Annotated in this window: 16 protein-coding genes and 5 pseudogenes; 7 read left to right on the top strand and 14 right to left on the bottom strand. The window is 34.8% G+C overall.

Annotated features, from left to right (window positions below):
* Positions 1-146 (bottom strand): annotated as a pseudogene (locus tag ACFINK_RS08860) (integrase); the annotation flags it as partial.
* Positions 147-346: 200 nt separating this feature from the next.
* On the opposite strand from ACFINK_RS08860, the gene ACFINK_RS08855 reads away from it, so the two are divergent.
* Together ACFINK_RS08855 and ACFINK_RS08850 are read left to right on the top strand one after the other, a co-directional pair.
* Positions 347-559: a hypothetical protein gene (locus ACFINK_RS08855; RefSeq protein WP_375638827.1), complete on the top strand. Its 213-nt coding sequence runs from the start codon at positions 347-349 to the stop codon at positions 557-559.
* A 23-nt stretch (positions 560-582) separates the two neighbouring features.
* Positions 583-894: a hypothetical protein gene (locus ACFINK_RS08850; RefSeq protein WP_375638825.1), complete on the top strand. Its 312-nt coding sequence runs from the start codon at positions 583-585 to the stop codon at positions 892-894.
* Positions 895-1,177: 283 nt separating this feature from the next.
* Here the strand turns inward: ACFINK_RS08850 and ACFINK_RS08845 are convergent.
* From ACFINK_RS08845 to ssb, 7 genes and pseudogenes are all read right to left on the bottom strand, one after another.
* Positions 1,178-1,847: pseudogene (locus ACFINK_RS08845) on the bottom strand (phage antirepressor KilAC domain-containing protein).
* A 598-nt stretch (positions 1,848-2,445) separates the two neighbouring features.
* Positions 2,446-3,015 (bottom strand): annotated as a pseudogene (locus ACFINK_RS08840) (hypothetical protein).
* Between the two features lie 3 nt (positions 3,016-3,018).
* Positions 3,019-3,338, bottom strand: a pseudogene (locus tag ACFINK_RS08835) (hypothetical protein).
* Positions 3,339-3,817: 479 nt separating this feature from the next.
* Positions 3,818-4,213 carry a type II toxin-antitoxin system HicB family antitoxin gene (locus tag ACFINK_RS08830; protein ID WP_375638823.1) on the bottom strand — a complete coding sequence of 132 codons (396 nt, stop codon included), beginning with the start codon at positions 4,211-4,213 and terminating at the stop codon, positions 3,818-3,820.
* A complete protein-coding gene (locus ACFINK_RS08825) occupies positions 4,210-4,410 on the bottom strand; it encodes a type II toxin-antitoxin system HicA family toxin (RefSeq protein ID WP_375638821.1) in 201 nt (66 codons plus the stop codon). Before ACFINK_RS08825 ends, ACFINK_RS08830 begins: the two co-directional genes overlap by 4 nt.
* Before the next feature lie 66 nt (positions 4,411-4,476).
* Positions 4,477-5,013 carry a hypothetical protein gene (locus ACFINK_RS08820; RefSeq protein WP_375638819.1) on the bottom strand — a complete coding sequence of 179 codons (537 nt, stop codon included), beginning with the start codon at positions 5,011-5,013 and terminating at the stop codon, positions 4,477-4,479.
* Positions 5,014-5,023: 10 nt separating this feature from the next.
* Positions 5,024-5,475, bottom strand: a pseudogene (ssb, locus tag ACFINK_RS08815) (single-stranded DNA-binding protein).
* A gap of 303 nt (positions 5,476-5,778) precedes the next feature.
* Here ssb and ACFINK_RS08810 point away from each other — a divergent pair.
* The 3 genes from ACFINK_RS08810 (at position 5,779) to ACFINK_RS08800 (ending at position 7,566) form a co-directional block, all read left to right on the top strand.
* The gene (locus tag ACFINK_RS08810; protein ID WP_375610932.1) at positions 5,779-5,970 is read left to right on the top strand and encodes a hypothetical protein; all 192 of its coding nucleotides are present in this window, start codon (positions 5,779-5,781) and stop codon (positions 5,968-5,970) included.
* Positions 5,971-6,037: 67 nt separating this feature from the next.
* Complete coding sequence (locus ACFINK_RS08805; protein ID WP_375610933.1) at positions 6,038-6,466, top strand: type II toxin-antitoxin system HicB family antitoxin; 429 nt, start codon at positions 6,038-6,040, stop codon at positions 6,464-6,466.
* Between the two features lie 245 nt (positions 6,467-6,711).
* Complete coding sequence (locus ACFINK_RS08800) at positions 6,712-7,566, top strand: hypothetical protein (protein ID WP_375638817.1); 855 nt, start codon at positions 6,712-6,714, stop codon at positions 7,564-7,566.
* On the opposite strand, the gene ACFINK_RS08795 is transcribed toward ACFINK_RS08800, so the two are convergent.
* The 3 genes from ACFINK_RS08795 to ACFINK_RS08785 form a co-directional block, all read right to left on the bottom strand.
* On the bottom strand, positions 7,550-8,089 hold the full coding sequence (locus tag ACFINK_RS08795; RefSeq protein WP_375610935.1) for a hypothetical protein: 540 nt from the start codon (positions 8,087-8,089) through the stop codon (positions 7,550-7,552). The two genes, ACFINK_RS08800 and ACFINK_RS08795, sit on opposite strands and share 17 nt — an antisense overlap.
* An 878-nt stretch (positions 8,090-8,967) precedes the next feature.
* Positions 8,968-9,309: a hypothetical protein gene (locus ACFINK_RS08790; RefSeq protein ID WP_375638816.1), complete on the bottom strand. Its 342-nt coding sequence runs from the start codon at positions 9,307-9,309 to the stop codon at positions 8,968-8,970.
* A 441-nt stretch (positions 9,310-9,750) separates the two neighbouring features.
* The gene (locus tag ACFINK_RS08785; RefSeq protein WP_375638815.1) at positions 9,751-10,002 is read right to left on the bottom strand and encodes a hypothetical protein; all 252 of its coding nucleotides are present in this window, start codon (positions 10,000-10,002) and stop codon (positions 9,751-9,753) included.
* A gap of 207 nt (positions 10,003-10,209) precedes the next feature.
* Here ACFINK_RS08785 and ACFINK_RS08780 point away from each other — a divergent pair, with 207 nt between their 5' ends.
* Entirely contained in the window at positions 10,210-10,785 is a 576-nt protein-coding gene (locus ACFINK_RS08780; protein ID WP_375638813.1) for a hypothetical protein, read from the top strand.
* 27 nt (positions 10,786-10,812) lie between these two features.
* On the opposite strand, the gene ACFINK_RS08775 is transcribed toward ACFINK_RS08780, so the two are convergent.
* The 3 genes from ACFINK_RS08775 to ACFINK_RS08765 all read right to left on the bottom strand — a co-directional run bounded on the left by ACFINK_RS08775 (position 10,813) and on the right by ACFINK_RS08765 (position 11,919).
* A complete protein-coding gene (locus tag ACFINK_RS08775) occupies positions 10,813-11,061 on the bottom strand; it encodes a hypothetical protein (RefSeq protein WP_375638811.1) in 249 nt (82 codons plus the stop codon).
* Positions 11,062-11,138: 77 nt separating this feature from the next.
* Positions 11,139-11,546: a hypothetical protein gene (locus tag ACFINK_RS08770; RefSeq protein WP_375638809.1), complete on the bottom strand. Its 408-nt coding sequence runs from the start codon at positions 11,544-11,546 to the stop codon at positions 11,139-11,141.
* Positions 11,547-11,601: 55 nt separating this feature from the next.
* Entirely contained in the window at positions 11,602-11,919 is a 318-nt protein-coding gene (locus tag ACFINK_RS08765; protein ID WP_375632673.1) for a hypothetical protein, read from the bottom strand.
* Between the two features lie 220 nt (positions 11,920-12,139).
* On the opposite strand from ACFINK_RS08765, the gene ACFINK_RS08760 reads away from it, so the two are divergent.
* Complete coding sequence (locus ACFINK_RS08760; protein WP_375638807.1) at positions 12,140-12,601, top strand: S24 family peptidase; 462 nt, start codon at positions 12,140-12,142, stop codon at positions 12,599-12,601.
* The last annotated feature ends 330 nt before the right edge of the window (positions 12,602-12,931 follow it).

Raw genomic sequence — 12,931 nt, 5'->3', positions numbered from 1 at the left:
CGGCGCCGACCATGAATGGTATAACGATAAAGCCATTGAGCACCACCATCTTTACGCTTATGAAGTAACAAGCCGGCACCATCATTATATTTGCCAGCTCCCAATGTTGAGACAGCCCTTGCATTAAGACGATTCATAAGAACCATTTTTACTCCTTTCTGCTATAGTTTTTACCCACACGTCAGCCCCGCTTGTGACGTGCAAGCAAGTGATATGAATTGATTCAAGATAAACAGATTTGAAATGAGAGAATCCTACGTTATTCGGGCGTCTAATTCAATATGAACAGAGCTAGATTATCATTATAAATCAATATCTTGTATCGGCTTATCAAGCGGGGGATGTTTTGCCCAATTCTGTTTGGTGTTTAAATCACCGCCCACGTAGTAGTCCAGAAGGGATGGTTTACAATCTGTGGCATAATATTTGGGTTGATATTTATCTTCAATCAGGGACAGGTGAAAATGCAAAGTCGGCATATGGTGTTCCGATTACGACCAATCGTAGCTATGCGGATCATGCATTTGATTTTTGGTCTGTTAGTATAAGAGATTTTTGACGAGTGATGAGTTTTCGCCAAGCATGTATGGAAGTAATCAAGCAACCAGTATTGTCGGCAATCAAGCGCCTTCTCTTAAGACGTCTGGAGGACACGTTGATACAAACAATAGACGGATGATTTCGCATATCGGTTGTGAGGATGGTTGCGGTTATGTTTGGCAATATTTGTCTGGTTGTTATCCAGTGACTAAATGGCATACAGGGGAGCAAGGAAGCAGTTTACGTGTAGACATAAATGTTATGTTGGGAGGAGGCGGTTGGACTGGTGGCTCTAACAATGATCATCTTGTGCGGAACTTTGCGCTTTCTCGTTATGTAGAAGATGAAAAATAGGCGCCCGTGGATGTAGCGAGCCACTTTATTATAATTAGCGCGAGATTGATTAGAACATCATTTTATCCAACCTCACTTATGTGGGGCTTTTGTTATGGAGCGTCATATGAGAAAGATATCGAAAGAAGGATTGGCACTTCATCTTGAAGTTTTAAAAACAAAGTTTTTTCTACTAAACTCATGGTGTCAACCATGAGCAGTACAATCTTATCACTCATATTTTCATGTCTAGAAAATTGAGATAATGCCATCCATAAATCGCATAAGAAGTTAGAACCTACCTTCATTGCACACCTTCGTGGATTTGTTCTCTCAAACATGCCGCCAATCCTTTAGGTGTGATTTTTGTTGAAGGCAGCACCTTTTCTGTTCCATCCGGTTTTTGAATGGTGATGGCAGAACAGTCCATGAATCCTTTGTTGATTTTATCCTGATTAAGGTAACAATGGACCACTTGGAGCACGTCGATACACCCAATCATTTTTACGCAAGTAATCTATTAAATCCTTTGGTCTTATCTCCAACATCTTCACGGTTTCAAACAAACCAAACAAACCATCAGAGCGTTTTAAGCCTTCTAAAGCTTTTGCTTTTGGTGCTAATTCTGAAATAACATGGTCTTTCTGCTCAATTTGATTTTGTAGATGATTTAAGGCGCCAAGTAATACTTCGGGTTTGGAGTAATCAATTTATGGAATAGCTACTTGTCTTTCCAACGGTTAATTATCTTTGCTCGTAAGGCAGTGCTGTAACTAGAAACAAGAATTAAGCATTCACGCTTTGGCGGGTTATAACAAGGGCGGCTTTCACCTTATGTTATCAAGGTAGTGCCCACCAAAATCAACCTTCTCAAATTTGAGGGCGTTAAGTTCTTCAAGCGTTTTCTTGATGTCACGCATAATATTGTCATGCCTTTTGCCACATAATTCAGTAATTTTAATAATGGTATTCATAAAGAATTCTTAGATGTTAGACGTTCCTTAATGACATTCTAAAAGAGTGCTGGTCGCTAAGAAACACGGCATCTAGTCCGTCGTTATGCCTTTCCCCGAAGGGGGGGATATGGCATAGCCACACCTGACAAAGCTATTATATGCATGTAGCATAGAATGAGTTAAAGCTTTTAAATTGCGGAAGATTAGTTATTTCGGCAACTAATCCGCTAGTTGTTTTAAGGTGTTTTTGAGGCACCTGATTTGAAAATACCTATTACTAGAATTGTCCAGTAATAAAAATTACTTTTTGCTAAGAAAACGTTTCACATACTGTACAGTGTACATATTGAAATTGTTATTTATCAATGAGTTAAGTGTACAATGTACAGTCAAATTGAAAATTCTGTCGCTAGCGATAGTTCGCACTAGCCTGTCCCGCAACGAAGCCAACCCGCTGGGAAGTACTTTTTACATTGATTTTATTGACTTTTTTATGGAAAAACAAAGCATAAGTGATAATCTGTTTTTAAAATTGCAATCAAAGTGTGTAATGCATAAACTCATAAGGATATGGAATATATAGATAAAGTTTAAGAACATAATCTAGCCTTTCTTATTAACAGCCAGCGTATTCATGATGAGCAAGTTGGTACTGTATATTGGCAATTAATCTCTCATTGGCTTTTTTTACAATAGCACTTGTAATCTCTGGCTTTGACATCACCCTAGCAATTGAGGGTCCCTCTTGTTTTGCAATGGGGAATTGATTTCCATCCACTCTTTGAAAAACATTACCATTCAGCTTTTTTAATTCAACACGCTTTGGAAAACTCCGATCCTTGATAAAAACATGGGCAAGATTTGTTTTTTTACAAACATTTTGTAAGCCACGCTGCGTTTTGTTCTTTTGCTTTAAAAAATTTAAGAAGTATCGGTGTTCCAGGACCAATGATATCTGTCTCAAGAAACCTTGCTGTCGCCTTTTCTTTAATATAAACACCTCTTCTTATACGCTTTATTTGGGCTGATGAGATGTCGGCAATTTGCTTTTCAGTAAAGCGTTCGACTGTTTTGCTGCGGTGTTTAGAGCATTACGCACAGCCCAATTAAGGCGTGGTGCTTGAAGACTGGTGAAGGTATCCTTCACCTGTTGAAGATACCATTTTGGGTAGATGATTAACTTCAACGTCTAAGCCTTTTTAAGAGTAGGTGTTGATGATTGAGAGACCTTAGATGCTTTTGGTTTTTCGAGTAAGGTTTCTTCAGTCATTGGTTCAGATGATGTTTGTGCTACTTCTTGTTCTATCTGCTTAATTTGTTCAACTGTCTTTTCAGGTTTTGCTGTTGTTTTGACGTCAACAAAAGGTTTTGAGCATTGGCGCGCTTGAGACGTGCGTAGACCTGATTAGAAACTTCAACAAATGGATTATTGGGGGGTAATGGTTCAAAGCGAACAGTGCTTTTATTGTCGCCAACAACACACATTGGCTTAGTGATGACAGCTTTCATTATGGCTCCTTTTGAGTCATAATTAATGACATAATTAGTCAAATATTGATTTTTATTCTGTGAAAAATTAATTAGCCAGAGCTAACAAAAAAACAGAGCTTTTTAGCCACGTTTCAAGTTCATATTTTACTGAATTTTAGACACAACACGAATAATACAGTGTCATCATTAAATACGATTTTTTACACCATGTCAACAAAAAAATCTATATTTTTTATTTTAAAATAGAATATATAGAATTTTCTAAAACATTTTAGATTTTATAAATTATTGTGAAATTATTATAGGAGGGAAAGGCAATGACAGGTCCAGAAATATTAGATGCCATGTATATAGTATCAATGATAGTTATATCCCTCTTAACTATAGCGTTTTGTTTGCCTGCCGCCTTTTGATTTTCATTAATAGCTCGCGGATCATATGCAATTACACGCTTTTGCAAAAAAATCTAGAGTGATAAATTTTTCCAGATTGAAGAGCTAAATATTAAGCTCGTGACGCGCTGCTGTTGCCAAAAAAGCAGATCTTGTTAAACCTCTCTCTTGTGCACAATCATCAATTGCACGTAAAAGCCCTCGTTCAATTGATATATTTGTGCGTATGACTTCTGAATCATTTTCAATAAAAGGAACTTGTATTAAAAAAGCTCCTTCTGACAAAGCTGTTTTGACAGATTCCCGTTGTATAACTTCTTCAAATTTTGAAGGAATAGGCACTCTAACTATATCTTCACAATAAAGTTGGAGTGCTTCTGTTGCATTTGCGATTAAATTTTCTTCTTCATCAGCAGCAGAAAAAAGTCCCTCAAAATCAGGAAACTGAACACCAAAAGCAGATTCTTCATCTTTATGAACAAGAGCAAAAAATCTTTTCATTCTTCTTCTCCTTCTTTTAACCAGCCTGCTTGTTGTGCGATAGAACGTGCTGTACCAATCGGAAGATTTTTTTTAGGATGTGGAACGATAACAACCTTATCATCTTTTTTAAATTTATGATGAGAACCTTTCACTTTGATAAGTTCAAAGCCATCATGCTTTAATTTTGCAATGATTTTTCGGCTATCTTGTTCCATTACCTAAACTCATAATGTGTAAATATATACACATTTTAATGATTTTTCATCTGATGTCAATTCTTTTTAATGGCTAAAATGCTTATGAAGCGCATTAAGAGCAATGCGCAATGAAAGCACAAGGTGTGGTAGTGATTGATCTTCTATGACAAGATACTGTAATGCGGCATGAAGGTTATATTGACGGTGTAAACATTGAGCTTCTTGAACAACATCTTTTACAGCTAAAAGATGTTCTGTTGCCTTCTGTGCCCATTTCTCTCTTGCTCCGTTATCAGAAGTTGTAGGCATTTCATCATAAATTGCATTAGGCAATGCTTTTGCACATAGGTAATTGTTTTTCACTTCAAGATATTTTTGCGCAGCATCATATTGGTCTTGATTGATTTCGCCTTGCAAATAAAGCCGCCCAATATAGGTACCGGAAAGCGGATTTTTAGCCTCTTCTATGGTCAAGCCAAAGCGTTTGGCACGCATTTCAATTGCCAATTTATCCATGGGTTCATGCGGTGTTTTTGCTCGTGAGATGCGTCCGTTTGGTTCTCTTATGCATCCTTTTATCCGAGGACGTCCGCGTTTTGTACGTTTTTTTCTCTTTGTCATATGTTATCAATCAGAATGGGACACTATCGTTAAGAGCTGTTCTATAATCTTGAGCACCTGAAGCGATAGCATAATTTTGAGAAGTAACGGGTGAAGGGGTAGGGGATGCCGATTGATCTTTCTTTACATCAAGCAAATACAACTCGCCTTTGAATTGTGGTAAGACAATCTCTGTTGTGTAACGGTCATGCCCATTTTTATCTTGCCATTTGCGTGTTTGTAATTTGCCTTCTACGTAAATCTTTGAACCTTTGTTGAGATACTGAAGTGTAATTTTTGCTAAATGTGGATTAAAAATCACCATGGAATGCCATTCTGTTTTCTCTACTTTTTGATTGGTTTTTTATCTGTATAGCTCTCAGAAGTCGCTATACTAAAATTGACTATTTCTGCTCCAGAATTCATTGTTTTGCTTTCGGGATTAGCACCAAGGCGCCCGATTAACGTCACTTTATTTAGCATGTTTTTTCTTACCTTAAATTTGTATTTTAATACATAGAAAACCTTAACATTATTTGCTTATTTTTTCAATTGTTTCAGTTTATTAATAACAGTTTTTTAAGTATTACATTATAATATTATTTGACAAATTATTCATCAAAAAAACATGTCACACAAATGGCACGGCTTTCTTATTTCTGCTTTTAACGTTTCAATAAATATCCTTTCATTAAGAGTCTGTATCAAACTTTTTTGTTCGATTTATTGTTGACTATCGAACCTTTTTGTGCGATATTCATTTTATAAAGTAAAGGGGGAGGCTAAATGAAACGAGAAGCACTGCTTAGAGAATTACGTAAAGAAGCCAGAAATAGAGGCATTCATTACAGTGAAGCTCCTGATGCAGGCAAAGGGTCATATTATTTGGTAACTTTTGGAGACAAGACAACCGTTATAAAATCTGGTGAATTGACCCCACTTTACGTGAAAATAATAAAAAAGCAGTTGAGGGTATGAGTTACTCTCTCAATGGCTTTGATTTTTCGTTTTAAAAGCATTTCGATTATGGCGAGGATACCTAAACATGGAATACACTTATCAAGCAAAACTGGAATCTGATCCAGACGGTGGTTTTATTGTAACCTTTCCAGATGTACCAGAAGCAATAACAGCTGGAGAAAATAGAGCAGAGGCATTAGAGAATGCTGTTGAAGCTTTAGCTTTAGCATTACGGAGCTATTCTATGCGCGGTTTGCCTTTACCAATGCCACAACAGTATAAAGACCTTGTAGAGGTTACTGTAGATGCATGGAATGTTCTTAAACTTGCAGTGGTAGAAGCCTTTAATGAAGCGAATATCACAAAAACAGAATTGGCTAATCGTTTGGGTAAAAAAGAAACAGAAGCAAGACGCATTCTTGATCCAAATTATCCAACGAAGCTTCAAACATTAGAGCAAACACTGAGTGTTCTTGGAAAGAAAGTCGTTATTACAATCAAAGATGCAACCTAATTTCTTCTCCACTTAAAAGCTGGGAAGATGATCATACTTCTTTTAAACTTAAGCAGCTTTTAATAGATCTTCTAAAACTCATATTGCTTCTACAATTAAAATTTTATAGCCTCTACCTTTCACTTGAATGATTCTAAAAGACACGAGATATTTGAGATACAAACTACCTACTTCATAATCACTGAGATAACTTAGATAGTATCTATCGCCCATAAGACTATAAACGTTGTAATTGTGTTAGCTTTATGAATACCATTAACTTCCTTTCTTATAAATATGAAATAGATACAGACTCAAAATTAGTTAATACAAATTGTATCGATAAATTTTTGCAGGAAAGAACGTATACTCTTACCGTGAAGAATCAATGTGCTACCTTAACAATTGAAAAACTTTTTGTGGAATCAAGTACCTACTATTGGGTTTATGTTTTAACAGGAGAAGAAAGTCCTTATAATCCTGAAGTGATTGATTCCGAAAATGGCTTTCAAAGCGTTCCTAACCCGCGTTCTAAAAAACAAATTGAACAAAATGAACAATATTTTGGAGTTTTGATTCCTACAAAATTCATTCTTTTTTCTTCAAGTAAAAAGCTAAACCAATGCTTGCAGTCACACTACAAAGAAAATTTCAAGGAAGAAATTAATATTTTACCTGAGCTTATTGATAAGCAAGATTTCGAAAAAAAATTGCATTCAATTAAAGAAATAAAACTAAAATATAAAAAACAAAAACAATTAGAACTTTTTGGAAAGCAATCAGCAAAATGCTTAGTGGAGTTGGCTAAAGATTCTCTTGATGCATTTCCCACTGATGATGTTACTGAAATAGAACTCAGCTTAGATATCAAATTTAAAGAAGAAAATAATTTAAGGGAATATTTGTGGAATTTTTTAAAAAAAGATAAAAAAAATCCTATATTGCACAAATTAAATTTTGTGGGAGATACATATGATAAGTTCGATGTAATATTTAATACTGAGAGTTTTCAGCATAGAATCCGTATTAAATCATCTAAAGATGATAATGGCGGATATAATAAAGATTTTGTAAAAAAAGAATTGATATTTGAAATCGGAAATTTCACTGTGGCTTTATAATGGAACACTGCAGTGTAAGGATAGATATATTTATTAAATTGCGTGTATACAACATAAGAAAGAGTACACGGCATAAAAAATAATACCAAAGTACAATGTTTAAATACCAAATAGCAATATCTGAGTACCACATTATGGTATCTAATGAAAAAGGAAATTTGTGTTCCACATACCTAAAAATGACAGGCAAAGAAACAGTTTCTTTATAACTATTTGGGAAAATTAAAACGACAAGCGCTAAAATTATTATATTTAAGAGTCGGTGCATATATTGTTGTAAATCACGTGTTAGTTTCACCCAACCCGTTGTACCATCATCTTTATATTTTGGGTTGTTCTGCAACTCAGAAGGAATATTAGAATTGCATAAAATTGCAAAAATAGTTGTTACTATTATCAAACCAACAGATGCGAATGTCAAAATACCCTGAATAAAGTCAATATTTTTTTTAATTCCTGAAAAACATAAAAATATAAAAACTATAATGCCAAACAAGGCTCTTAGTTGCTTATCTGTAAACATACTCATTTCCTGTGAAAAAATTATGATTTCAATTTTTTAAATTATTTTCTGATAGAAGGCACAAACTACCTTTAGTTTTTTCGCGTTTGCTTTCCTTTTAATAGCAACGTCTTCTATTGCATCCAGTTGCTTTTAGTTAACCTCATCTATTATTTATCTATAGTTGATGATCGCTTTAAGTACTAAGATCCTCTAACCTTTCATAAAGATTAAAGAAACACTCTGTTATTTCAAAAATACACGAAAGAACTTAATGACTGCTGCAATATTTTTTTACATTGATACTAGCTATTTATGTTTTTTAAACAAATATCTTGAAATTTTCACATCCTAAAATTCTTAATTTGTATTAAAGGATTCACTTAGTTTATAAATTTGGTACTGCATACAATTTTAGGAAAGTATTATACCTTAAAAAAAATTTTTAGTCACTCTTAAAACGCATATCTAATCGTAAAATGATCACCACTTTTCACTATTTTGCTAACCTGCAATGTTTTTCACTGTTCCTCCAATACCATTTAAAGTTTCTTCAAGCTCTTGCTTGTGAACAAGCGTTAGTCGTCTAAAGTGCTCTTTCGCTGTTTTTTCTTTGAGTGTTTTCTCACGTGTATTTTAATTGCTCTACGTACACTTTCGGCTTTTGAAAGAAGGTTATTTTCTACTGTCTGGCAATAAGCTAAAAGCTCTCCACAAATTGGCATAAATGTTTTTGATATCCCCATTGCTTGACCAGTTACGATATCTTCGACGCCCTTTTTCAGAGCATATGCTGAAATCCGTTCCAGCATCATGCTATAGGAAAGGATAACGGCTTTGGAATCTGTGTTCGCAGGGACTTCATGCTTGAGAGTAGGAAAGAAGCTTGCTCAATTTGCTTAACTGAAGCTTTCACAGAGAGCAACGCTTGTAGACGATTGCAAGCATCTAAGGTTTGCGCCTCCTCCTGTTTCGTCAATGTATTCCCAGTTTTCAAAGTCAATGGATACCCCAGACTGATCATTTCCATAATGACCACCTAACCGTTTCTCCTGTTCTAATCTTGCTTTTTTCTGTGCTAAAAAAAACACTTTGGATGTGTAACCCAATTGCACCCAGTCCTTTGCCAATCTCGTTTGTTTGCACTTTTTACCTGGGTTTGCTATCCAGTAATTTGTGAACCGTTCAAATTCTGACACTGCCTCATGATGCGTTAATCCTTGATCGATTGCGTATTGCAAATTAGGTTCAAAATCCGCAGGTAAGAGAAACCCATATTTTGACCTAGTCCGCTTCGCTTTTTTGGGAACGTTCTTTTGCTCGTGAATGGGAGGTTGGTTTTCTACACCCGTTGTGATTTGCTTTGGTTGGCTTTCGCAAGCATGAACCTCTGTTGGCTCGTCAATCTGTTCGTTTGTTTCTAAACTTTCAGAACAAATTTCTTTTTTTTCTAAAACGATAGTTTAGTTTTTTTATTATATATGTTATTGTTAATGACATCATTAAGCATTGCTTGTGTATTGCTAGAATCCTCACAAGCATCATGCTTAGCATCTTGATCATCACTAATTGTTTTTGCTTTATGATGTTTTGCCCATTTTGCTTGCGCTGCCTTCTGTGCTCTCTGAAAATTTATTTAAATTTTCGTTTGAGTTATTGAGTTCTTCCTCAACATCTGAATTTCACAAACGACCATCTTCTAAGCAAATGATGTGTCCAAATCTAAATAAATAATCTAATGCCTTTTGAAATCTTTTTACTGAACAACAAGTAAAATGAGATAATATTTGTGAATCATTCAAAAGAGGTTCACGCGTGTGTAACATTCTTATCCGCAACTTCACATAAACATTGACTTCCATAGGCGGTAAATCAGAAAGTTTAAATAGCCATTGGTCTGTATTAAGTCTCGTCCATGGTATTTTACTGGACATGTATACCCCCCTTCTTTCTTTAAATATAAAATTGCTAAAGAGTCTGCTTCGTTGTCGTCTTTAGGCACATGTCTTTGGAACATATCGCCCAGCCTGTCTTTGTCCCTAGATCAAGACAGAAAATCGTGTTAGTCATTTGCTATTCCATTTAAAAATATTTTTACAAAGCCGTTCGACGGTAATTATTATTCGAAATAAAGGTGGAAAATGCCTGATAATGGTGTGCTTCAAAATACAAACAATCAAGTAAACAACATTCCACTGCAACCTTTGTTTATTACATCTTGTTATGAAGAGTTTGCTGATGATATTGCATGGTTTAATTTTCACAATATAGCTCCCTTTGATATTAAATTACATTCTGTTTCTGGTGTTTACTGTCGGAAACCATGTAGTGATATTAACTGGGAACATACTAATTCTTGGCCTGAAGTATTTCTTTCTGTTGGTCAATTTAATGCGCCTTCTTTACCTTATTGCCATAATATCGAAGATAGAATTCATTTTATAAGCCCACCTGAAGTACCAGCGTCGAAAGTATTATTGTCTATAAATATTCCAGCCCATACAAAATGTTTTGCTATCATAGGTATACAATTTGGGGCCGATATTGATAGAACATATGGGGCTTCTGTTAAACTTACTTTTCAATTTTCTCCAACTTATGATTTCACAAAAATTTTTAATGCTAATATTTTTTTAGAACGTATATTTCCCCTAAAGAAGAAGCCAAACGAATCCAATCATCATGGAATGAAATGGAGGCTGCAACAGATCGATTAAAAGCATATCAATTACGAAGCGCTTCATCTAATATGCAGACCGCTTATTATGCTTCTCGAATAATCCCTGAAATTTCTCTTGGAAAGCTTGTGTGTTACCGTGTACCTCTAAGTACAACTTTGATCCTAAAGCATTTTTAGCTATTAAATGGTTATTTTCATCAAAAGAAAAATTCCAATCAGAATTACTAAAAACAATTGTACAACCATCTGGAAAACCTATTGCATGTATTAAATCTTCTGAAGAGCTAAAAGTATAACGTGGTGGTTTTTTCATTTCCTCCCCTTATGGTTGATGCGTATTTATATGTGCGCTATGGCAGAGCGCGTAGTTATAAGTTTTGAAAAATTGGATTAACTCAATTCAGACACACATTGCACGCATCTTATTAATTTGATTTCTTCTTTTCTTTTTTCGATGAGTTTATCCCTTAAGAAATCAAGCCTATTTTTGACTAAGACTATAAACAAGATCAGCTCATTTAAGCAATAAAAAGATGACAACTCTTGAGAAAAATAATTATCAAACCAAGTTGTAGTTGTAAAAGCTTGCGTAAACACAGATAAAAACCATTGATTAAAATCATCGTACGGCAATAACGGAAAATATTTTCTATCATCACGCGCAAAGATACTATGCAGCATATAGACAAAACAACCTGTTGATGAGGGATCTATGCTTATTTCAAAACATGCATCTTGAGGCGAAAGGACACCATAATATATGTTTTCCTGTCCAATCTTATTAACAAGATCAATCAACTGGACTTTGCTTATAGTGATCTGTGAGACATCTACTATCTCTGATCTTTCTTCTTTAAGAGTGTGAATGGTGCTGTTGATGTTCATTATTATCTGTAGGGGCAGCAATAAAAGCAGAATGTGAAGATAATTTAGAATCACATGATTGCGTCCTATAAAAAAACGAGAAAAAGTCTTCTGCCTTAATCGGTGCTCCAATTCTTTTAGCTTTATTCAAAAGAATTGGGATATGTTTTGTCGGAATTCTCCCACCAGTTCCGCCTTTTGATACAGGACGGAGCCAGACGTACATGCGTGTTCTATGAACCCCAAGCAACTGAGATACTCTACGCACCCCACCTAATAAATTTATTATTTCCGAAAATTGTTTCATAAGTCATATTGTGGCTTATTTAGGTACAATATCAATAGAAAATGTAACGAAAATCACAAAAGATTTTTTTTCTAACAAAGATATAATGGAAACCATGAATAACATTATGAAAATTTGGCTAAGTGAAGCCTTACAAGAATCTGGATTATCTCAATCATAGCTTGCCAGACAACTAAGTGAGAAGGTACATCGCCCTATCTACCGCTCTGCAGTCAATAAAATGCTGACAGGTGAACGAGGAATAAGTGCACAAGAAGGTATAGCAATTGAGGAAATCACGAAATACCCACTTCCACGAAAAAAAACTATACCCTTAATGGGATATGTAGGAGCAGGTTCAGAAATTATCCCCTATGAAGATGGTTGGCTTGAAGAAGTGGAAATGCCCCCGTATATTACAAAGGATACATACGCAGTAAAAGTTGAAGGCGATTCAATGGAACCTTTCATTGAAGATAAATCCATTTTATTTTATTCAGAAAACATTTCTCCAAGTTTACTTCTTAATAAAAAAGCAATTGTCTATACGCAAGATGGACGTTGTTTTGTCAAAATAATAAAGCAAGGTAGTAAGCTTGGTTTATTTAATTTAGAGAGTTTAAATAGGTTGTATCCAGAAATAAAAGATATTGCATTAATTTGGGCTGCGCCTATAGACTGGATAAAACCACCGAGATTTTAAAATAGTTAAATCATATGAGCATAATTTTCTTCTTATCGTATATTTCTGTTAAGGAGAGAATTATGCAAATATTTGCAAAATAATCGATTAGAATATTAAAATTCAATGTAATTAGTATTACTAAAGCTCTAGCTATTCTAAACATATACCCCTTTTTTAGTAATTACAGTTTTAATTTTCTAAGTGAATTTTTATATTTATGTAAAAATTTCTAAAATCGGTACATATGTATTAACATATGTTCTTAAATACACTACATTGGTATCCATAAACCACGCACAAACAATCGCCAAGAGGCGTTAGGGAGGAAAAATTATGGAAAATCCAATT

It is taken from the genome of Bartonella sp. AA16NXGY, assembly GCF_042197325.1.
Taxonomy (GTDB): domain Bacteria; phylum Pseudomonadota; class Alphaproteobacteria; order Rhizobiales; family Rhizobiaceae; genus Bartonella.
This window is presented reverse-complemented; position numbering and strand designations above follow the sequence as displayed.